Below are 20,466 nucleotides of genomic sequence, written 5' to 3' on the forward strand. Positions count from 1 at the left end.
TCTCTGACGAGATGTTGGGGGGATCGCACTATCCAACCGCTGGAGTTTGATGATATGAATCCCACAAAAGCAAGCGTGATTTAGAGCAATTGCGACCTTGAATTCTGGTAAGGACAAGTTATGAGATTTCGTTTTCCCATCTTCATCATCGATGAAGATTTTCGATCAGACAATAACTCTGGCATGGGAATCCGTGCGATGGCACAAGCCATTGAAACTGAGGGTTTTGAGGTTGTGGGAGTTACCAGTTACGGTGATCTTTCCCAGTTCGCGCAGCAGCAATCGCGCGCCAGCGCTTTCTTGCTGTCTATTGACGATGAAGAGTTTAGCCCCGGACCGGAACTAGATCCTGTGGTTTTAAACTTGCGCAAATTCATTGAAGAAGTGCGTTGGAAGAACCCTGATGTGCCGATTTATGTTTATGGTGAAACCAAAACCAGCCGCCATTTGCCAAATGATGTTTTGCGTGAATTACACGGCTTCATTCACATGTTTGAGGACACGCCCGAATTTGTGGCACGGCACATTATTCGCGAAGCAAAGAACTACCTTGAAAGCATTCAGCCACCCTTTTTCAAGGCATTGTTGGATTATGCTGAGGACGGCTCCTACTCTTGGCACTGCCCGGGCCATTCCGGTGGGGTAGCGTTTTTGAAAAGCCCAATTGGGCAGATGTATCACCAGTTCTACGGTGAAAACATGTTGCGGGCTGATGTGTGTAATGCGGTAGAAGAATTGGGCCAATTGCTGGACCATAATGGCGCCATTGGCGCATCAGAACGAAATGCAGCCCGCATTTTTAATGCTGATCATTGCTTCTTTGTGACCAATGGGACCAGCACCAGCAATAAGATTGTTTGGCATCACACGGTTGCGCCAGGTGATGTGGTCGTGGTGGATCGCAATTGCCACAAGTCGATTTTGCACGCGATCATCATGACCGGGGCCATTCCCGTATTCTTGAAACCAACGCGAAATCACCATGGTATTATCGGCCCTATTCAACAGTCAGAGTTTGAAATTGACGCTATCAAAGCCAAAATTCGCGCCAATCCGCTGCTATCGGGTGTGGACGCAGACACGGTCAAGCCACGTGTAATGACACTCACCCAGTCCACTTATGATGGGGTGCTGTATAACACAGAAACCATCAAGGATTTGCTCGACGGGTATGTGGAAAACTTGCATTTTGACGAAGCATGGCTACCGCACGCGGCGTTTCATCCCTTCTATAGCAATTTCCATGCAATGGGGTTGAACCGCTCGCGGCCAGTCAATTCTGTGACCTATGCGACGCAATCCATTCACAAGCTTTTGGCGGGCATTAGCCAAGCAAGCCACGTGCTTGTGCAGGATGCACAAGAAACCAAACTGGATCGGCCGTTGTTCAACGAGGCCTATTTGATGCACACCAGCACCAGCCCACAGTATAGCATTATCGCTAGCTGTGATGTGGCAGCAGCAATGATGGAACCTCCGGGTGGGACCGCGTTGGTAGAAGAAAGCATAGCCGAAGCTTTGGATTTCCGACGTGCCATGCGCAAAGTCGACGATGAATTTGGCGCACAGGATTGGTGGTTCCAAGTTTGGGGGCCAGACGAACTTGTGGAAGAAGGTATTGGCGACCCACAGGATTGGGTACTCAAGAGAACCGACGCCGAAGGGGTGCAAAAATCGGACGGCGAAGACTCTTGGCACGCATTTGGTGACATGGCGCGCGGCTTCAACATGCTGGACCCGATCAAAGCGACATTGCTTACGCCTGGGCTAAACTTGGATGGCCGTTTTGAAGAAACCGGCATTCCCGCCTCTATCGTAACCAAATATCTGGTTGAGCATGGTGTGGTCGTGGAAAAGACCGGGCTCTATAGCTTTTTCATCATGTTCACCATCGGCATTACCAAGGGCCGATGGAATACATTGCTGACGGAGCTGCAGCAGTTCAAAGACGATTACGATAAAAACCAACCCATGTGGCGTATAATGCCTGAGTTCTGTGCAAAGCATCCGCGTTACGAGCGCATGGGATTGCGGGATCTTTGTCAACACGTGCATGCTCTTTACGCAAAATATGACGTAGCCGTTTTGTCTACCGACATGTATTTGAGCGATCATACACCGGCCATGAAACCCAGCGACGCTTTTGCCCATATTGCCCAACGCACTACACAACGTGTGCCGATTGACGAATTGGAGGGCCGCATTACAACGAGTTTGGTCACGCCCTACCCGCCTGGCATTCCACTGTTGATCCCAGGTGAAGTCTTTAATGAAAAGATTGTTAGCTATCTCAAATTCAACCGCGAATTTGCACGCGAGTGCCCCGGCTTTGAAACCGACATTCATGGACTTGTGCAGCTGAGCGATGATGATGGTGTGATCAACTATTTTGCCGACTGCGTTGCGCTTTGATTCTAAGCTTCGCTAATACCACTTGTTCCGGCCTCACGCTGGGGCGAGTTTATCATGTCTAAATCAATCAATATCTAGCACGCGTTGCCTATGTCAAGCCAGGTGCCTCTGTGCAAACTGGGGAAAGTGATTTCTTTCCTTCTCACCACCACAACATCAATGTTAATGTTTCATTAACTAAAGAAGGTGATTTGGGTGCGTACATTAAAAGTAGTTGGTATTGTTGCACAAAATAGAGCTTTGAGCTCGATACTCGCCATGATGTTGCGCGATTGCCAAGATATGCGGGTGCGTGTGTTTGAAACCCACAAGGCGTTGCAAATCTATCTGCGTATTGCGCCCATCCATTTGCTGTTATGCGACTATCAGCTCAACGATATGAGCTGCCCACAGTTGGTGTCTTCGCTGAAATCCAATCCGCAAATGCATACAGAAAACATGCAAATTGTTGCTTTAACCCGCAATATTGATCGAAATATGCAGCGCGAAATTGGCATCACAGGAATCGATGAAGTCATCGTCAAGCCTATGTCTCCCGCCTACATTCGCGAACGAGTGACCGCACGTTTGGCGTTGCCGGCAAAATTTAGACGCATTCCGGTGCGCAACAACTCGCTTGCCAAGCGAGTGGACGCCTACATAGAGACTATACGTCCTGCGCAGGATACGCCCAGCAATGTGGTGCAGTTGTTTGCGCAGCGCCAACCAACCCGACATCCAGAGCACGTTTAGGAACGGTTTATTGCCGTTCTTAATCCAACAATTCGGACAGTTTTTCCCAGCCCTCTTTTGCCGAGCGTGCAAAAATCAGGCGTTCGGCGGCTTTGGGGCTACCGGCTGAAACGATTTCTTCCACGAAACCGCGCAACAGCAAAAACTCATCGCGGGGCGACAAGCAAACGAGTGGGCGATAACCTGACATAACCCAAACTTTCAGATAACGTTCAAGGTCGGCAAATGCAGGCGGCATCACCCACATGTGGCCAATTTTGGCCAAACATATTTGTGTGGCGTCCTTTTCCACTTGAATGCATTCCGCCCCCACTGGCTTTGTAATGCCTTTGTGGTCAGGATCTGAATATACTTGCACCTCACCGCCTGTCGCCAAAGCGCCAGCGATCAAAGCCACCCCCACTTCACCGTTTGGTGCCGTGCAGATAATTTCTGATCCTTTGCCCGCCAAGAATTCACCACAGCTGTGCGCTTCTTCAACGTGAATCTTTTGGCTGGCTCGGCCAACAGGAGCGAGAAACCCGGCAGGCTTGCTGATAGATTCAAGCTTCGCCATTTTGTTTTTTGAACGTCTTTTGAGCAATTTAAAACCTACCGACCGCGCTTGAGACTGCCAAGAATGCCACGCACCAACTGGTTGCCCAGCTGACGTGCAACTGTTCTTGCGAAACTGTTGATTGCTTTTTCTGTTGTCGTTTGCCGTGTAGATGGGCGCTTCTTTGACCGCGACCGCCTGGTTGGCCGATCATCGCGCACGCTGTCTTCATACCCCGAGCGAGAACGGCCCATACGACCATAGTCTTCGCGTTCGCGCTCTTCCCGCTCAAGCTGACGTTCTTCCTCACGCTGGCGCTGCTCTGCGCGCTCAGCGAGCACCTCAGCCGCTGATTCACGATCAATGGTCTCGTTATAAAGGTCTCCCATTGGACTAAGGCGCAGAATTGCAGCGCGTTCCTTTGGGGTAATTGGTGCCATTCTAGAAGATGGGGGCCGCATCATGGTGCGTCCAACGACGGAAGGCACACCCTTTTTTTCCAATGTGGAAACAAGCGCTTCGCCGACGCCCAATTGGGTGATAACTTCCTCAGTATCAAAATCTGGATTAGGACGGAATGTGTCTGCCGCCGTGCGCACAGCTTTTTGTTCGCGCGGCGTATAAGCGCGCAAAGCATGCTGCACCCGGTTGCCAAGTTGAGCCAAAACTGGATCGGGAATATCAAGCGGGTTCTGTGTCACAAAGTAAACGCCAACACCCTTTGAGCGCACCAATTTCACGACCTGCTCGACTTTATCAAGCAGAGCCTTTGGTGCATCATCAAACAACAGGTGAGCTTCGTCAAAAAAGAACACAAGATGCGGCTTTTCAGGGTTACCAACCTCGGGCAATTCCTCAAATAGCTCAGACAACAGCCACAGCAAGAATGTTGCATAAAGGCGCGGTGACTGCATCAATTCGTCTGCCGCCAGCACAGAAACGAAGCCGCGTCCGTCTTCATCCACTTTCATCAAATCTTGTATATCAAGGGCACGCTCGCCAAAGAAGTTCTCAGCACCTTGCTGTTCAAGCACCAACAGCGAACGCTGAATGGCTCCAATAGAGGCACGTGAAACTCGACCATAGGTTTTTGAAATCTCGTCCGAGCGTTCGTCGATTTCAACGAGCAATGTGCGCAGATCTTTCAAGTCCAGCAGCAGCAAGCCTTCGTCGTCTGCCAGCGCAAAGGCGACATTCAACACACCCTCTTGTACGTCGGAAAGATCAAGCAAACGCGACAACAACAGCGGCCCCATGTCCGAAATCGTTGCACGGATCGGGTGTCCTTGCTTGCCAAACAAATCCCAAAAGATGGTTGGAAAGCTTTCGTAGGTATAATCGCCAAACCCAATTTCAGTTGCTCGGCTTTCCAAGAAATCCTTGGTTTCGCCAGCCATTGCAATGCCGGAAAGGTCACCCTTAACGTCGGCACAAAAAACAGGAACACCCGCGCGCGAGAAACCTTCGGCCATAATTTGCAGGCTGACAGTCTTTCCTGTGCCTGTAGCGCCAGTAATCAACCCATGGCGGTTAGCCAGTTTTAGATTGAGATATTCGCCTTGGGTGCTGGTTCCCAAATAGACCGTGCCGTCAACAAACCGTTCCATTGTGGCCCTTCGTAGTTGCTATGCGGCTATATAAGACGCTCAATAGATCAATCTCAATAGATTATGCGCATCTTGTGGCAGTAATAGTGGGTTTTTAACAGAACTAATTGAAGCCAAGGCTTGGATTATGTCTTGTTTATCCCTATCTGCGGATGAATAAATTATATTTTGGGGGCAACATGCTAACAACAACCACTGACTCGCTGCAGGGATTTGAGGTCACTGAATACCTGGGTATCGTGATGGGCGAAACCATTCTGGGCGCAAACATTATCCGTGATTTTATGGCAACCGTGACGGACTATATTGGCGGCCGGTCCGGCGCATACGAAGAAACCTTGGCAAAATCCCGCAAGGCAGCCCTTGAAGAAATGACGGATCGCGCTCGTATGATGGGGGCTGATGCTGTTGTGGGTATTGATCTGGACTATGAAACTGTTGGCTCTCGCGGAGCAATGCTTATGGTAACCTGTTCGGGCACCGCCGTGCGATTGCGCAAACTCTAAACCTTGGCATTAACGCCAACTCAAAGCTTTGATTGCGCCTTGAGACGTTTGATGGTCAATAACTGGCAAAGATGGAGACCCAACGCATGATTTCGCGACGCAGACTTTTGACATCAACGGGCATTGGAGCGAGCTCCGCACTGCTGAGCGGTGCAGGTGTTGTGGCACAGTTTGGTGCTTTGGATGCAGGGGCAAACGGGCTCGTTGCGAACTCTGGTAGCGATGTGGGTGAGCAGTTGAGGACATTGCTTGAACGCGCAAGCGCGCTTGGGCAACCTTTATTTCTTCCCGCCGGAGAATATGTGGTCGGCAATATCACCTTGCCTTCAAATATATCCATTATGGGGGTGCGTGGGCAAACAAAACTGCGCGCTTATGCCGACAAACCCATACTTAGCGGCCAAAATGCGCAAAACATCAGCATAGAAAACGTGACATTTATTGGCGTGGGCAGCGCCAGCACTTCGGGCGGCTTTGGCCTATTAGATTTGGTCAACTGCGCCGATGTTCTGGTCTCAGAGTGCCGGTTTGAAAAGTCGTCGTCAAACGGCATTTCACTCTATGCGACCAGCGGATCGTTAGCACAAAACCAACTCACTGACATTGCCGGCGCTGCGATTGCATCAACTGACGCAACAGGGCTTTCCATCATCAACAACACAATTGATGGATGCGAAAACAATGGCATATTGGTTTGGCGGAACGACAATGGCCACGATGGTTCAATCGTTACTGGAAATCACATTAAAAACATCAATTGGCGCAACGGTGGCAACGGCCAATATGGCAATGGTATCAATGTTTTTCGTTCGGCGGACGTTATTGTTGCCAACAATGTCATTACGGATTGTGCCTTCTCAGCCATTCGAGCGAATGGCACCGTAAACTGCCAAATTATTGGCAACAACTGCCGTAATTTATCTGAAGTAGCGATCTTTTCTGAATTTGACTTTTCCGGCTCAATTGTCGCCCAAAATATCGTTGATGGGGCGGCCCAAGGCATATCCATTACCAACTGGAATGATGGTGGACACCTGGCAGTTTGCGCCAATAATATCGTGCGCAACATTTGGAAAACCAGCCCCAACAACCCAGATACTGTGCCTGTTGGCATTGGCGTTGAAGCGGACATCGTGGTGGATGGCAATATTGTTGAAAATGTTCCAGGCAGCGGCATTGCTGCTGGTTGGGGACCCTATATGCGCAACATCTCGGTTACCGACAACTTAATCCGTGAAGTCGATTATGGGGTTTATGTATCACTGGCCAAAGGGATCGGTGCTGCTCAGGTAAAAAACAATCAGATAAGCGGTGTGAAAAAGGCAGCTATCGTTGGTGCCCTTTGGGATGACATTGCTGAGTTGGACTTGCAAAAATCAGCGGACAAATATCCGCTGATCAGTGTTTCGGACAACCAATTCAACTAGTTCGCGTTTAGAAGTAGCTGACAATTTCGCCAGATGATTGCATGTGCCCAACCTCAAAACCACGCCAATTCTTGGTAATTTGAGCCTTTTGCGCGCTAAGCACCGCCTCGACTTTTTCTGAGTTTCCACCGATCGCGCTTAAAAGTCCGGCTACAATCGCGTGTGCTGCATCCATGTTGCCATCGTCGCACTTGAGGGCAAAACCCCAGTTGCGACTACGTAGTGCGCCACAAAACACACCATCCGCGCCCACCTTCAGCATCAAATCACCCGCAAATGCTTTCATCGCGTCTGTATCAAAGCCATTGGTGCCCGAAACCAGTTCTGCATTGCTGGCCGCTGCGTTGAATAGTCGATCTCCAGCAGCTGCATAAATGGCAGGAAGTGCATTGGACCCTGAAGACATTTTCGCAAATGCATGAGCAAAAGATTTGAGCGGTGCACCCCAAGTTGGAATTGAGCATCCGTCGCGCCCGCAATGGTCGGGTGTAAGGGGCACTTCCAACACCCTTTCAACACACTCGCGCACCAACACTTGTACTGGATGTTCGCGCTCAATGTACCCTTTTGGATCAACGCCAAGCGCTTTGGCTACCGCCAACATCCCGGTGTGTTTGCCCGAACAATTATTGTGCAATGCTGTGGGCTGCTGACCCGAATTTCGAAGCAACTTTCGCGCTTCTTTGCCAAATGGGGCATGTGCGCCGCATTCCAAATCTGCTGCGGTCATGCCGATTTTTGCTAAGAATGTAGAGACACCCTGAACATGAAATTCCTCACCCTTGTGGGATGCACATGCCAAAGCTAGGTCTTGGTCTGAGAGTTCAAATTTCTCGACTGCGCCGCTTTGAAAAAGAGCCAATGCTTGCAATGACTTAATGGCAGATCGCGGATAAATCATTGCATCAACTTCGCCAGCGCTGGCAATCACTTTGCCATGTTCATCGACAACACAGAAGGCGCCACGGTGCTTGTTTTCAACCATATTGCCGCGCACGAATTCTGCAAGTATTGGATTTGCTGCCATGTTGGATTGCTCACTCATCACGTTGATCCCCAATTTCGTTTCTTGCTCACTAGCAGAGAAACCATAAAGGGGAAATAGCTCTTAGGTTGATATGTGCTCGACCCAAATCACACCTGCTGGCTCAATCATGCGATCCGCGATGGTACGCTGTTGGTTGGCGTAGTTGAAATAGAAGCGATGATTCTTTGTGTCGCGACGGCGAACGCTGTTTGGCATTTTCTCGGTCGCAACTTTGCGTTTTGCGCACATGTTTTCGAGCAAATACACCAATACTTCTTGATCCCCCCAACCAGCGACATATTGGATATTGCCGTGTTCAATGATCGCGGGCTCACCGTCGGTTGTGGTGGCCACAATTTGGCCAGTCGTTGCAAGCTGTTCGCGCCATTTTATGAAATTGCCGGGTATAGTTAGTGGCACCTTAGCGGTTTGGCGCAAGCTTTCTACATACTCAATTGTTGCGTTTAAGCCCGGTAAATTTGGGGGTAATGGCAAAGGAATGGAGAATTCAGCTGTCTTTGCGTTCGTACGCGGCCCCGCCAGCACAAGCCCAACAAAACCTTCAATAGCTGCGCGCAATGGAGCGCTCAACGTCATCAACCCCGGTATCATCAACAGCTCGTAGCCGCTCAAATCCGCACAAGTTGGCGAGATAATATCGATTGATAGGCCCAGTTTTCGGGCTGCACGATAGTGGTCAAACACCAAGTCGAAGTAGTGGCAATGTTTGCCTTGAGGCTGAATGTCTGTGGCCCAAGCGCTTTGATAATCAAACACCAAGGCCACTTTGGCTTGAACATTGTCGTCTTCAGCCAAAGCCTCAAGCTCCGATGCAACTTGACTTGCTTCATCAAAGGCTGGGGCAACTTCACTATCAGGGCGCAACAGGCCCGAATGCATTTGCTCTTGCGCAAATGGGGCTTGCCGCCAGCGAAAATACATAACGTTTTCAGCGCCATGGGCAAAAGCCTCCCATGTCCAAAGCCGTACCATGCCGGGCAAAGGTGCTGGGTTATATGGTGCCCAGTTGACTGGACCTGGTTGTTGCTCCATCACCCACCAACGGCCCTTGCCGACGGCGCGGTAGAGATCGTGATGAAAGGCCTGAAAATCGGGGTGACCCTGACGTGCGTGATCATGCTTGAAAGTTTCATCAGCATCTATGCGGTCTTCCAAAAAGCCGAGCGGGTAGCTGTCCCAGCTGGCGATTTCTAAGTCTTCGCCAACTTCAAAGTGATCAAATTCTGTTATACGCCCCATATAGTTATGAGCGATGGGCGCACCGCTGTAGCGCTTGATCACTTCAGTTTGCAGTTGATTGAAGCTGACCACTTGATCAGACGAAAACCGCCGAAACGCCATGCAATGAACTGGATTAGCTTCGGTCACGGTTAGGTTGGGCAAGTCAATTTGTTCAAACGAACTATATTCCATCGACCAAAAGACGTTTCCCCAAGCCTCATTGAGCGCTTCAATCGTGCCGTAGCGTTCTTCGCACCATTGCCAAAAAGCGTGCAATGCCGCTTCCGAATAGGAAATTGTTGTGTCGTGACAACCATATTCATTGTCGGTTTGCCATGCAGCAACGTGTGGATTTTGCCCGTAGCGTTTCGCCAAAAACTCGACGATGCGCTCACATTCCGCGCGATAGCCAAGGTGCGAAAAACAATAGTGGCGGCGTGAGCCGAACTTGCGTGGATTGCCGTTTTTATCTGCTGCATAAATGTCAGGATGACGGTCAATCATCCACCGAGGCGGGGTTGCTGTCGGCGTACCTAACACGACCTTCAAGTCATTTTGGCCCAATATTTCAATTACTTGATCAAGCCAATCCCATTCAAAAGAGCCATGCTCTGGCTCAATCCGGCTCCATGCAAATTCACCAATGCGCACCCATTTTAGACCCAACTCTGCCATGCGTTTGGCGTCTTGTTCCCACTGTTCGCGGGGCCACTGTTCAGGGTAATAGCAAGTGCCGAGTGCGCGGTTTATGGTCATTTAAAGCACCACTTGATGTTCGTTTTGGCCTTTGACGTTCAGACTAACGCTGAACGTGCAGCCTGCAAGTTCTTCTTTGTCGCCCAAACCGATTTTTGCGGATGTGACAATGAGTTGGTCCAGATTGTCACCGCCAAATGCGGGGCAAGTGATTTGGCTGGCAGGGAACTCAATGGCGCGCAAAAATGAACCATCTTTGGCATATTGTGCGACACGTCCCGCCCCCCACTGGGCATTCCAAAGGTTGCCATTTGCGTCGACAATCGAGCCATCTGGATTGAGGTTATCTCCGCTCAAATCGGCAAACAACTCCGCCTCACCGACTGGCCAACCGTGTACTTTATCCAGCGCCTGGCGCATGATTTTTTTGGTCACAGTGTCCGTGAAATAGGCATATTCGCCATCTGGTGAAAAACAGATCGAGTTGGAAATACTAATCTTGTCAAATAGTTGGCGCACCTCACCACGGTAGTAGCGATAGATCGCACCTGATTCTGGTTCAGCATTTTTGCCCATGGTGCCAATCCAAAATCCTGCGAACGGATCAGCGCGCCCATCGTTTGAGCGGGTGATGGGATTGTCATTCTCTATGTCAGCAATGCGTGTTTCTTCTTTGGTCAGATGATTAAACTGGAATAAGCCAAATTCGTCCGCAACCAGCAAATTTTGCTCATCTAGCCAGCCAGCGGCTGAAACATGCCGGTCAAACTGTATTTGTGCCGTGCTTGTGCCGGAACGTTTCAAAAGGAGTTTTTTGTCGATGTCGAACCAAAAGAAATCTCCGGTTTTGGGATGCCAAAGCGGCCCCTCCCCCAAAGAGCATTTGTGATCATCCAAAACCTCAATCTGCATCACCCATACACCTTGTCGTAGGCAGCAACAATCGCGTCGGCTTTTGCGCGTACCGTCGCCGCGTCATCACCAGGTTTATAAATTGCGGTGCCGATGCCAAAGCCGTTTGCGCCAGCTATGTGCCATTGGTCAAAATTGTCTGGCCCCGCCCCGCCAACTGCGTAAGCGTCAATGGTGGACGGCAAAACAGCGCGCAATGCTTTCAGGCCGCTTGTACCCAAAACGCTCGCGGGGAATAGTTTCAACCCATCTGCCCCCGCATGGATGGCCGCGAAGCATTCAGTAGCGGTGAAAACACCCGGGTATGAATTCATGCCGGCGGCTTTGGTGGCTTTGATGACCTCAACATTGCAATCAGGCGAAACGACAAATTGTCCGTTGGCGGCTTTAAGCGCGGCAACATCGGCCAAGGTGAGCACGGTCCCGGCGCCAATTTGTGCAACCCCATCAAAAGCGTGGCGCATGGCACTTATGCTATCAAACGGTTGGGGAGAGTTGAGCGGCACTTCAATTAATGTGATGCCAGCATCAATGATTTCGCGCGTTAGTGCTACGGCTTCTTCGGGCTTAATGCCGCGCAAGATAGCGATGATTTTTCTGGCCATTAAGACGCCTGCTCCATGGCTGAAACAGCTGTTGCATGCAAGCCGCCAAGGGTCATCATATCACCATCAGCAATGGTCGCCTTACAATTGTAAAACTCGAGCGCTTTGTTGTAGTGCTCTGTAAGTTTTGGGTCCCCGATGATGCAAACATCGCGAGATGACCACAAATGCTCTGTGGCGCGCAATTCTGCGCCGATCAATAGGCCTGAAAGTCTGGCCCGCGCTTCGTTGGCGGGCAGCCCGTGCAACATGGATTGTGGCCGGATGGCAAATAGTTCTTGGGCAGTTGATTCAGGCGTGTCCATGGACAGTTTGACGCCTGCGATAAATGCCGCATTGTCCCAGCCACGACCGGCCACAGAATGACGCAGCACAGATTTTTTGGACAAAAGGCCAAACATTTCGCCTGTCATAAAGGTGGTGAAATGCTTGACCACACCTTTAGAGATCGACACCCATTTGGAATGGGTGCCGGGCAAACAAGCCACCCCGTCAAAATTTGGCATGCTGGCCAAGAAGCCAGCGATTTGCGTTTCTTCGCCGCGCATAACATCAGCGGGTTTAAACTGTGAAAGGCCGGGGACAATGAACACTTGGATACGCGGATCTGAAATTGGCGCCTGAACCAATTGTTCGTTGCGCGGCGGTGCGCAAGGTGTCGCAATATATTCAGCTTCAATCCAGCCTTGTTTCGACCCCACCATACCGCAAGCAAAAGCACTGAGCGGATGAGTGCGCCCTTCAAGCCAAGGCTGCACGTGGGACAAAAAGATTGGTTCAAACTGGTCTTGCGTCAGGCTGCCCATGCCTTGATCTGATTTGACCTGATCAAGCACTTTGCCACCAGCACCCATTGCCCAAGCCCGAAAATGGGTGGTGCCCCAATCCAATGCGATCCATTCAATTTTATTGTTCATCATCTTATCCTGTTACCACGACGCCGCCATCAACAACCATTGCTTGCCCGGTCATCATGCGGCTCGCTTTTGACGCCAAAAAAAGCGTTGCGTCGACAATATCGTCTGGCACTAAGTGTTCTTTAATGCACTGTTTGGCCAAGTGAGAAGCCAAATCTTCAGGTGTGGCCCATTTGTCCAATTGTCGCTCAGTCAAAACCCAACCGGGCAACAAGGCATTCACCCGAATATTGTCTGGACCCAATTCGCGCGCCAGTGCCCGCGTAAGTCCCGTTATGCCTGCTTTGGATGTTACATAGGACGTGTAGCCAGCATTGCCCATCATATAGGAAATCGATGAGAAATTGATGATCGACCCGCCACCGGAATTGGCCATGTCTTTAGCAACCGCTTGGGCCGTAAAATAGTGCGGACGCAAATTGACGTCCATCGCCAAGTCCCATTCTTCAACCGTATAGCCTTCAAGACTATGCCGCTTGTCGTTCGCCGCATTGTTGACCATCACCGTGATTGGGCCAAATGCTTTTGCCGCCTCTTTCATTGCGTAGCGCAAAGAGGGAATATCGGTGATGTCACATTTGATAAACAAGGGCTTATTGTTGTATTTTTTGCCCATCTCGTCTGCAAATTCGCTTGCGTCTGAACGCTGTACAAAGGCCACATTCGCGCCTTGCTGCAGAAAACCTTCCGTCAAAGAAGCCCCAATGCCCGAACCACCGCCGGTGATGAACACGCTTTGCCCCTTAAGGTCATGAAAAGTGACATTCTCACTCATTAGTGGCTTTCCCTTGTGACTGGACGTGTATCTTTGCCGACCAAGAAATCTAAATCCGCGCCTTTATCGGCCTGCAAAACATGATCGATATAGAGTTTTGCATAGCCACGATCATAGTGGGGTTGATCTGGTTGCCAAGCCGCGCGGCGCGTTTCCAGTTCTGCTTCGTCTACAAGCAGTTCCAGTTCACCTTTTGATGCGCTGACACGAATACGATCACCTGTTTGTACGAGTGCCAGTGTACCACCGGCTTGAGCTTCTGGGCTGACATGCAGGATGACGGTTCCAAACGCAGTACCGGACATGCGCGCATCTGAAATACGCACCATATCGCGCACGCCTTTTTCAACCAAAACTTGCGGTATGGGCATATTGCCAACTTCGGGCATGCCCGGGTAGCCTTTTGGCCCACAGCCTTTTAGCACCAAAATCGTGTCTTTGGTCACCGGCAAATCTGGACGATCGATGTTGGCTTTCAAATCTTCAATGCTGTCAAAAACATAGGCTTCAGCCTCATGCTCCAACAAGGCGTCTGTTGCAGCTGATGGTTTTATGATCGCGCCATTGGGCGCGAGATTGCCGCGCAATACGCGCAGACCGGATGCCGGTTTTAGCGGTGCATCGTATGCATAAATGACGTCGCGGTTGAAGCACTCAGCGCCATCCGCAAACACTGATATATCTTTATTGAGCACCGTGTTGGCGGGGCGCAACTGATCACCCAGTTCCTTGAGCACAACGGGCATGCCGCCAGCATAGCAAAAATCTTCCATCAGGTATTTACCTGAAGGCATACAATTGACCAGAAGTGGTACATCGCTGCCCAGTTCGAAGTCCTTTAGGTTCAGATCAACACCAACCCGTCCGGCCATCGCCAACAAATGCACCACGGCGTTGGTGGAGCCACCGACCGCCGCATTGGCCAAAATAGCATTTTCAAAGCTGTTTTTGGTGACCACTTTGGACATCACCAAATCTTCTTCGACCATTTCAACAATGCGCTTGCCCGTAAGATGCGCCAACGATGTGCGGCGCGCGTCAACTGCTGGCAAAGCCGCGTTTGTGGGCAAGCTCATGCCCATCGCCTCAACAATTGAAGCCATGGTGGAGGCGGTGCCCATCGTCATGCACACGCCTGCTGAGCGGGACATGCCGCTTTCAGCGGCCATAAAGTCCTGCAAGGTCATATCACCAGCGCGAACAGCCTCTGAGAATTTCCAAACATCAGTGCCTGAGCCTATGTCTTCGCCTTTATATTTGCCATTGAGCATGGGGCCGGAACTAACCACAATGGTGGGTAGGTCGACAGAGGCCGCGCCCATCAATTGACCTGGGGTGGTTTTGTCGCAACCGCCCAAAAGCACTACACCATCGATACCGTACGCTCGGATGCTTTCTTCAACATCCATCGCCAACAAGTTGCGGAACAACATGGCCGTTGGCTTCATTTGCGTTTCGCCAAGGCTCATGACGGGAAACTCGACGGGGAAGCCACCAGCCTCCCAAACGCCGCGTTTCACCGCCTCAGCCAACACCCGCAATCCCGAATTGCAGGGGGTTAGTTCGGACCAGGTATTGCAAATGCCAATGATCGGACGACCATCAAACACGTGATCTGGAAAGCCTTGATTTTTCATCCAAGAGCGATGGATAAAGCCGTCTTTATCGAGTTTGCCATACCAAGCTTGGCTGCGACGGTTCTTTTTATCGGTCACGCGGAATCTTTCTTTTTAAACTGTTCAGCAATCCAAGTTGGTAGCCAGTTTGCATGGGCTTCAAGCAATTCAGATGTCATGGCCCAAATAGTATCTAAATCAAGCTCTGCCGCTGTGTGCGGGTCCAACATGGCTGCATGATAAATATGGTCAATATCTTGATTGATTAAAGCGGCAACCGTCAATTCCTGCACATTGATATTGGTGCGCATCAGCGCAATCAGCTGTGGAGGAATGTCGGTTACAACGGTTGGTTGGATGCCGTTGGCGTCCACCAGACATGGCACTTCAACCGCACAGCCGTCTGGCAATTGGGGAATAAAGCCATCATTTGCCACATTGCCGTAGATCACCGCGGGTTCCCCCGTGGCGATAGCATTCATAATGGTGGCGGCATATTCGTGTGATTTACACACCTCAATCTTGTCCGCATTTTTGAACGCTTCGGCTTGGGCTTTCCAGCCCTCAACCTGCTCCACGCAACGTTTGGGATATTCGTCCAGCGGAATGCCAAATCGCTCGATAAGATCATCACGGCCATTCTTGATGAAGTACGGGGTGTATTCAGCAAAATGCTCTGAACTCTCGGTCACGAAGTAGCCGACGCGATTGAGCATTTCGTAGCGAACTAGGTTCGGGCACCGTGGCTGATCAGGATTTGTCTTTGGTTTTAGCGAACCATTGGCGTAGCCCTTACGCAATGCAGGGTAAAGGTCTTCATAGGTTCCGTTTGGCTGGCGTTGCTCAAAATTGAGGAAGTAGGCCATGTGGTTGATGCCTGCACAACGATAGCGCAAGCTTTCAGGGTCAATGCCCAAATCTGTGGCCAATTCCTTTGCCGTGCCTTGCACCGAATGGCAGAGCCCCACATGTTTAATGTCGGGATATTTTGCCGCAATCGCCCACATATTGATCGCCATCGGGTTTACATAATTGAGCATCAACGCATCCGGGCAAACAATACGCATATCCTCGCAAATCGCCCATAGATGAGGCACAGTGCGCAATCCACGCATGATGCCGCCAATGCCAAGCGTGTCAGCAATTGTTTGGCGCAAGCCGTGCTTTTTGGGGATCTCAAAATCCGTAATGGTACAAGGATCATAGCCGCCGATCTGGAACGCGACGACCACAAAATCTGCATCCATCAGCGCTTCACGTTGGTTTGTGTGGGTCGTAACGGTTGCACTTACGCCCAAAGATGAAATCATCTTGTTGGCCACCAGCGCAGATTCATCCAATCGTGTTTGGTCGATATCCATCAGAGCGATATGCGCATCGCTGAGGGCAGCATAATGCAAGGCGTCACCAATGATATTTTTCATGAAAATGGTGGAGCCCGCACCAATGAAGGCAATTTTTTTCGTCATGGTAAGTCCTACTTAACAGCGCCGAGCGTCAAGCCAGCGATGAAGTGTTTTTGCATCAAAAAGAACATGGCAACCGGTGGCAGTGCCGCCACAATTGAGCCTGCAGACACAAGGTGCCAGGAGGAAACCCATTGGCCGTTGAGGGAGTATAGGCCGGCGGTGATGGGTTGATTGTCAGCACCTTGCGTCAACACCGTTGCCCAGAAATAGTCGTTCCAGATGAACGTAAAAATCAGCACAGCAAGTGCTGCGATCGCCGGTTTCATCAGGGGTAGAACCACATACCAAAAGATACGAATTTCTGAGACGCCTTCTACACGCGCCGCCTCGATTAGCTCGAACGGCAACGCCTTGATGAAATTGCGCATAAACAAAGTGCAGAACCCGGTTTGGAACGCAATATGGAACAAGGCCAGCCCCTGCCAGGTGTTGTAGACGCCCATGTGCAGTGTCAAATCACGCACCGGCACCATCAAAATTTGGAACGGCACGAAGTTTCCAGCGACAAACAGAAAGAAAATCGGCAGGCTGCTTTTGAACTTATAAACAGCGAGGGCAAAGCCGGTCATGCACGACAGAGCGACAGCACCGATTACCGTGGGAATGGTTACCTTGAAGCTATTGAGCAGATATTGCCCAATTGGCGTGTTGGTGAAGATCGCCGTGTAGTTTTCAACGAGGTTGAACGAAGACGGCCATCCCCAATAGTTGCCCGCGTTAATATCGCCTGCCGATCGGATGGAAGTTAGCGCCACCGCAATAAGCGGCAAAAGCCACAAAATCAACGCGATGGGCAGAGCCACTTGATAGCCGATGCGCACTTTCGCAGAGGTTTTTTCAACGGGTGTTGGAAACATCTTAGTGCCCTCTCTCGTCGCGGTACATTTTGTATAAGAACCCGGAAATATAAACCATCATGATCATGAACAGCACCACAGCAATTGCTGCGCCATAGCCCATGCGGAAGCCATATTCTGAGAAGGCTTGCTCGTACATAAAGAAGGCAAGCACGCGAGATGATCCCCATGGGCCACCATCAGTCATGATGGAAACCAAATCGAAAGAGCGCAGCGCCCCAATGATGGTTACGACCATCGCGATAAATGTCGCCGGACGCAGTTGAGGCAAAATGATGTACCAGAGCATTTTCCAGCCCTTCGCATTGTCTAGCCGCGCGGCTTCAATCTGTTCAGGGTCAACAGCATTTAAACCGGTTAAATACAGGATCATGCAATAGGCGGTTTGTGGCCAAAGGCCAGCGACGATGATGCCGTAGGTCACAAAACGTTCGTCAGCAAGGACAGCAATGGGTTCAAGCCCAATCGCGCCAAGCGCAACGTTCAAGAGACCAAAGTTTGGATCGTAAAACCAAGAAAAAACAAGGCCGACCACCACTTGAGAAATCACGAAAGGGAAGAAAAACAAAGACTTATAAATTCGAATGCCGCGCACTGTTTGATTGAGGAACAGCGCAACAAACAGGCCCGCTGGAATGGCCAAAAGGTACAGCACTAGCCACAGGATGTTGTTTTTCAGCGAGGTATAGAACGCTTCATCATCGAGCAGTTCAACATAGTTGCCCATGCCCACCCAGGTTTTTTCGCCCAAGCCGTCCCAATCGAAAAAGCTGATCTGAATGGACCCAAAGATTGGGTAAACGACGTAGAGTAGAAACATCGCAATGCCGGGCAATAAAAACAGCCAAGGGGCAATAGATTGTTGGTTTTTCTTCCAGAAAGCTTGCATGGCGACACGTCCAGTAAATGGGGTGAGCTGAGGTTCCCGCGCACCTATGGCGCGCGGGAAATGATTAGCATCTAAGCTTATTTATATACGCGTCCGCGTACTTTTTCGAGACGCTCTAGGATTGCGTCCAAACGTTCAGGTTTCACCATGAACTCTTGGAAACCTTCCATGCCCGCTTTTGCCATTTCCGCTGGTGCATCACGGTCGAAGAATTGCGCGATTCCGCCAGTTGTTGAAGAAAGCATTTTGTTGCCCGCTTGCAAGAACTTGTCGTCGCCAACTTGAGATTGGTTGTTCACTGGCAACTGACCTAGGGTCTTGTTGATTTCGGTTTGAACGTCCGCACGGGCAAGATAGGCGAGGAATTTCTTCGCATCTTCTTTGTTTTTTGCGTTTGATGGAATGTGCACGGTGTCCGTTGGCGCTTCTTCTGCCAAAGGTACATCTGGGTTGATCACTGGGAATTGGAAGAACCCGATTTGATCATCTGTCAAACCTGCTTCACGCAAGGGTGCAACCGCGAAGTTACCCATAACATACATGGCCGCATCACCCTGCACCATTGGTGCAAGTGCTTCTTGCCATGAATATGCTGCGTGGTTCTCAAGGAAGAAGTTTGCATCAAGCAATTCTTTCCAATTGGCCATAGTTGCGCGAACACGCTCATCAGTCCAAGCCACTTCACCTTTTGTGAGTGCCATATGGAAATCATAACCGTTTGTGCGCAGGTTCAAATAGTCAAACACACCGCCAGCAGTCCAAAGGTATTTGGTGCCGATTGTAATTGGTGTGATACCTGCCGCATTGAGAGTTGCGCCCGCAGCTTTGAACTCTTCCCAATTTGTTGGAACAGCGATGTTGTTCGCTTCAAAGATATCTTTGCGGTAGTAAACGCCCCACTGATAATAAGTGTATGGAACACCCCATTTTTTACCATCAATGGTCATGGAACCGGCAGCGGATGCCAAAGTTTCATTTAGACCGTTTTCTTCCCAAACGTCGTCAACAGCTTCAAAAAGCCCTGCATTTACGTATGGCAACATGCGATTGCCCGCATACCAGTTCGCCAAATCAGGTGCATCAGCCGTCAAGAAATTGCGGATCGATGTTTTGTAACCCTCGTGGTCAAACAAGTTCCACGTAACGGTTACATCTGGGTTTTCAGCCTTAAAGCCGTCAATGACCGCTTGAAATGCCGCTTTAGGGGCCGGATCCGAAGTATCCGTGTTGATGACTAGCTCACCTGCGAATGCTGTTGTCGACATAAGCGCCGCTGCAAGCATCACGGATACACCGCGTCCTAGTAGATGTTTCATTGGTTTTACCTCCCGATTGGTTCCAACATATGAAACTTAGTTTTAACTATTGAAATTATTGTTCGTTAATCCTATTGTTGTCAACAGGGTCGTTGAGTAAAAGTCATAAAAAAATGACGGGGAACAAAATGAGCAGCCAATCAAACAAAGACGGCACAGTCGGCAAAGCATTGGAAATATTGGATGATGTGGCGGCCTTTGGCCGCCCAGTGCGGTTCAATGACCTATTGGCGCAGTCAAAACACCCAAAGGCGACTTTGTATCGATTGATGCAAACGCTCACCAATCAAGGGATGCTGGACTATAATCCGGACCATCAAACATATGCGCCAGGTGTAAGGCTTGTGCGTTTAGCGCATGCTGCATGGCAGCAGTCTTCGCTCGCCCCTATCGCAAAGCCAGCTATTGACCGACTGTCAGAAGAGCTTGGCCAAACTATTCACTTAGCACAGCTTGATAACGGGCAAGTGCTTTATGTGGACAAACGTGATGCCAACCGACCGATTGAAATGTTCTCTCAGGCAGGAAAAGTAGGGCCGGGCTATTGCACTGGCGTCGGCAAAGCAATGCTGGCCTTTCTTGACGACGAACAACGCGCCAAAGCCCTTGCGCAGCAGGCGTTTTATGCTTTCACAGAAAACACGATCACCGATTGCGAGAAGCTTTCACAAGAGCTGTTGAGCATTCGCAAAACGGGTGTGTCGTTCGACAAAGAAGAACATGAGCCTAGCATTATTTGTGTTGCCGTGCCGATTCTGGCCAATTCTGGCCGCGTTTTAGGTGGTCTTTCAATCACCAGCTCCACCAACCGCACCACCCTTGACGAACTAAAGAATTTTGCGCCGCAAATGAAAGCCGCTGCAAAAGAAATCGCAACTGCCTCTGAGAATTGGCAGTTTCCAAACCACTAACCAATCAAGATCCAT

At 50.3% G+C, this 20,466-nt stretch carries 18 protein-coding genes; 5 read left to right on the plus strand and 13 right to left on the minus strand.

Features of this window, described 5'->3' with window-relative positions:
• Nucleotides 1-120 precede the first annotated feature (120 nt).
• Together O4H47_RS02405 and O4H47_RS02410 are read left to right on the plus strand one after the other, a co-directional pair.
• Complete coding sequence (locus O4H47_RS02405; RefSeq protein ID WP_269392339.1) at nucleotides 121-2,412, plus strand: arginine/lysine/ornithine decarboxylase; 2,292 nt, start codon at nucleotides 121-123, stop codon at nucleotides 2,410-2,412.
• 195 nt (nucleotides 2,413-2,607) lie between these two features.
• The gene (locus tag O4H47_RS02410) at nucleotides 2,608-3,144 is read left to right on the plus strand and encodes a response regulator (protein WP_269392340.1); all 537 of its coding nucleotides are present in this window, start codon (nucleotides 2,608-2,610) and stop codon (nucleotides 3,142-3,144) included.
• A 19-nt stretch (nucleotides 3,145-3,163) separates the two neighbouring features.
• Here the strand turns inward: O4H47_RS02410 and O4H47_RS02415 are convergent, their stop codons facing one another.
• Together O4H47_RS02415 and O4H47_RS02420 are read right to left on the minus strand one after the other, a co-directional pair.
• A complete protein-coding gene (locus O4H47_RS02415; RefSeq protein WP_269392341.1) occupies nucleotides 3,164-3,700 on the minus strand; it encodes a hypothetical protein in 537 nt (178 codons plus the stop codon).
• A gap of 35 nt (nucleotides 3,701-3,735) precedes the next feature.
• Entirely contained in the window at nucleotides 3,736-5,286 is a 1,551-nt protein-coding gene (locus tag O4H47_RS02420) for a helicase HerA-like domain-containing protein (RefSeq protein WP_269392342.1), read from the minus strand.
• Between the two features lie 179 nt (nucleotides 5,287-5,465).
• On the opposite strand from O4H47_RS02420, the gene O4H47_RS02425 reads away from it, so the two are divergent.
• Nucleotides 5,466-5,792, plus strand: a complete 327-nt coding sequence (locus tag O4H47_RS02425) for a YbjQ family protein (protein ID WP_269392343.1) — start codon at nucleotides 5,466-5,468, stop codon at nucleotides 5,790-5,792.
• A gap of 86 nt (nucleotides 5,793-5,878) precedes the next feature.
• The gene (locus O4H47_RS02430) at nucleotides 5,879-7,219 is read left to right on the plus strand and encodes a TIGR03808 family TAT-translocated repetitive protein (RefSeq protein ID WP_269392344.1); all 1,341 of its coding nucleotides are present in this window, start codon (nucleotides 5,879-5,881) and stop codon (nucleotides 7,217-7,219) included.
• Between the two features lie 7 nt (nucleotides 7,220-7,226).
• Here O4H47_RS02430 and O4H47_RS02435 read toward each other — a convergent pair whose 3' ends face one another.
• The 11 genes from O4H47_RS02435 to O4H47_RS02485 form a co-directional block, all read right to left on the minus strand.
• Nucleotides 7,227-8,264: an asparaginase gene (locus O4H47_RS02435; protein WP_269392345.1), complete on the minus strand. Its 1,038-nt coding sequence runs from the start codon at nucleotides 8,262-8,264 to the stop codon at nucleotides 7,227-7,229.
• Between the two features lie 63 nt (nucleotides 8,265-8,327).
• Nucleotides 8,328-10,244: a beta-galactosidase gene (locus O4H47_RS02440; protein ID WP_269392346.1), complete on the minus strand. Its 1,917-nt coding sequence runs from the start codon at nucleotides 10,242-10,244 to the stop codon at nucleotides 8,328-8,330.
• On the minus strand, nucleotides 10,245-11,096 hold the full coding sequence (locus tag O4H47_RS02445) for an SMP-30/gluconolactonase/LRE family protein (protein WP_269392818.1): 852 nt from the start codon (nucleotides 11,094-11,096) through the stop codon (nucleotides 10,245-10,247). It abuts the gene before it with no gap.
• Complete coding sequence (locus O4H47_RS02450) at nucleotides 11,096-11,701, minus strand: 2-dehydro-3-deoxy-6-phosphogalactonate aldolase (RefSeq protein WP_269392347.1); 606 nt, start codon at nucleotides 11,699-11,701, stop codon at nucleotides 11,096-11,098. The genes O4H47_RS02445 and O4H47_RS02450 overlap by 1 nt, the downstream gene beginning before the upstream one ends.
• Nucleotides 11,701-12,618 carry a 2-dehydro-3-deoxygalactonokinase gene (locus tag O4H47_RS02455; RefSeq protein WP_269392348.1) on the minus strand — a complete coding sequence of 306 codons (918 nt, stop codon included), beginning with the start codon at nucleotides 12,616-12,618 and terminating at the stop codon, nucleotides 11,701-11,703. The genes O4H47_RS02450 and O4H47_RS02455 overlap by 1 nt, the downstream gene beginning before the upstream one ends.
• Nucleotides 12,619-12,622: 4 nt before the next feature.
• On the minus strand, nucleotides 12,623-13,393 hold the full coding sequence (locus tag O4H47_RS02460; RefSeq protein WP_269392349.1) for an SDR family NAD(P)-dependent oxidoreductase: 771 nt from the start codon (nucleotides 13,391-13,393) through the stop codon (nucleotides 12,623-12,625).
• Nucleotides 13,393-15,108 (minus strand): IlvD/Edd family dehydratase, encoded by a 1,716-nt coding sequence (locus O4H47_RS02465; RefSeq protein ID WP_269392350.1) that lies wholly within the window; start codon nucleotides 15,106-15,108, stop codon nucleotides 13,393-13,395. Before O4H47_RS02465 ends, O4H47_RS02460 begins: the two co-directional genes overlap by 1 nt.
• Nucleotides 15,105-16,478: an alpha-glucosidase/alpha-galactosidase gene (locus O4H47_RS02470; protein WP_269392351.1), complete on the minus strand. Its 1,374-nt coding sequence runs from the start codon at nucleotides 16,476-16,478 to the stop codon at nucleotides 15,105-15,107. The genes O4H47_RS02465 and O4H47_RS02470 overlap by 4 nt, the downstream gene beginning before the upstream one ends.
• A gap of 8 nt (nucleotides 16,479-16,486) precedes the next feature.
• Nucleotides 16,487-17,335 carry a carbohydrate ABC transporter permease gene (locus O4H47_RS02475; protein ID WP_269392352.1) on the minus strand — a complete coding sequence of 283 codons (849 nt, stop codon included), beginning with the start codon at nucleotides 17,333-17,335 and terminating at the stop codon, nucleotides 16,487-16,489.
• A 1-nt stretch (nucleotide 17,336) separates the two neighbouring features.
• The gene (locus tag O4H47_RS02480) at nucleotides 17,337-18,224 is read right to left on the minus strand and encodes a carbohydrate ABC transporter permease (RefSeq protein WP_269392353.1); all 888 of its coding nucleotides are present in this window, start codon (nucleotides 18,222-18,224) and stop codon (nucleotides 17,337-17,339) included.
• Between the two features lie 77 nt (nucleotides 18,225-18,301).
• Complete coding sequence (locus tag O4H47_RS02485; RefSeq protein WP_269392354.1) at nucleotides 18,302-19,540, minus strand: ABC transporter substrate-binding protein; 1,239 nt, start codon at nucleotides 19,538-19,540, stop codon at nucleotides 18,302-18,304.
• Between the two features lie 128 nt (nucleotides 19,541-19,668).
• Between O4H47_RS02485 and O4H47_RS02490 the strand changes: the two genes are divergently transcribed.
• Complete coding sequence (locus tag O4H47_RS02490) at nucleotides 19,669-20,451, plus strand: IclR family transcriptional regulator (protein WP_269392355.1); 783 nt, start codon at nucleotides 19,669-19,671, stop codon at nucleotides 20,449-20,451.
• Nucleotides 20,452-20,466: the final 15 nt, after the last annotated feature.

Origin of the sequence: Maritalea porphyrae (genome assembly GCF_027213965.1) — a bacterium.
Classification (GTDB): Bacteria; Pseudomonadota; Alphaproteobacteria; order Rhizobiales; family Devosiaceae; genus Maritalea; species Maritalea porphyrae_A.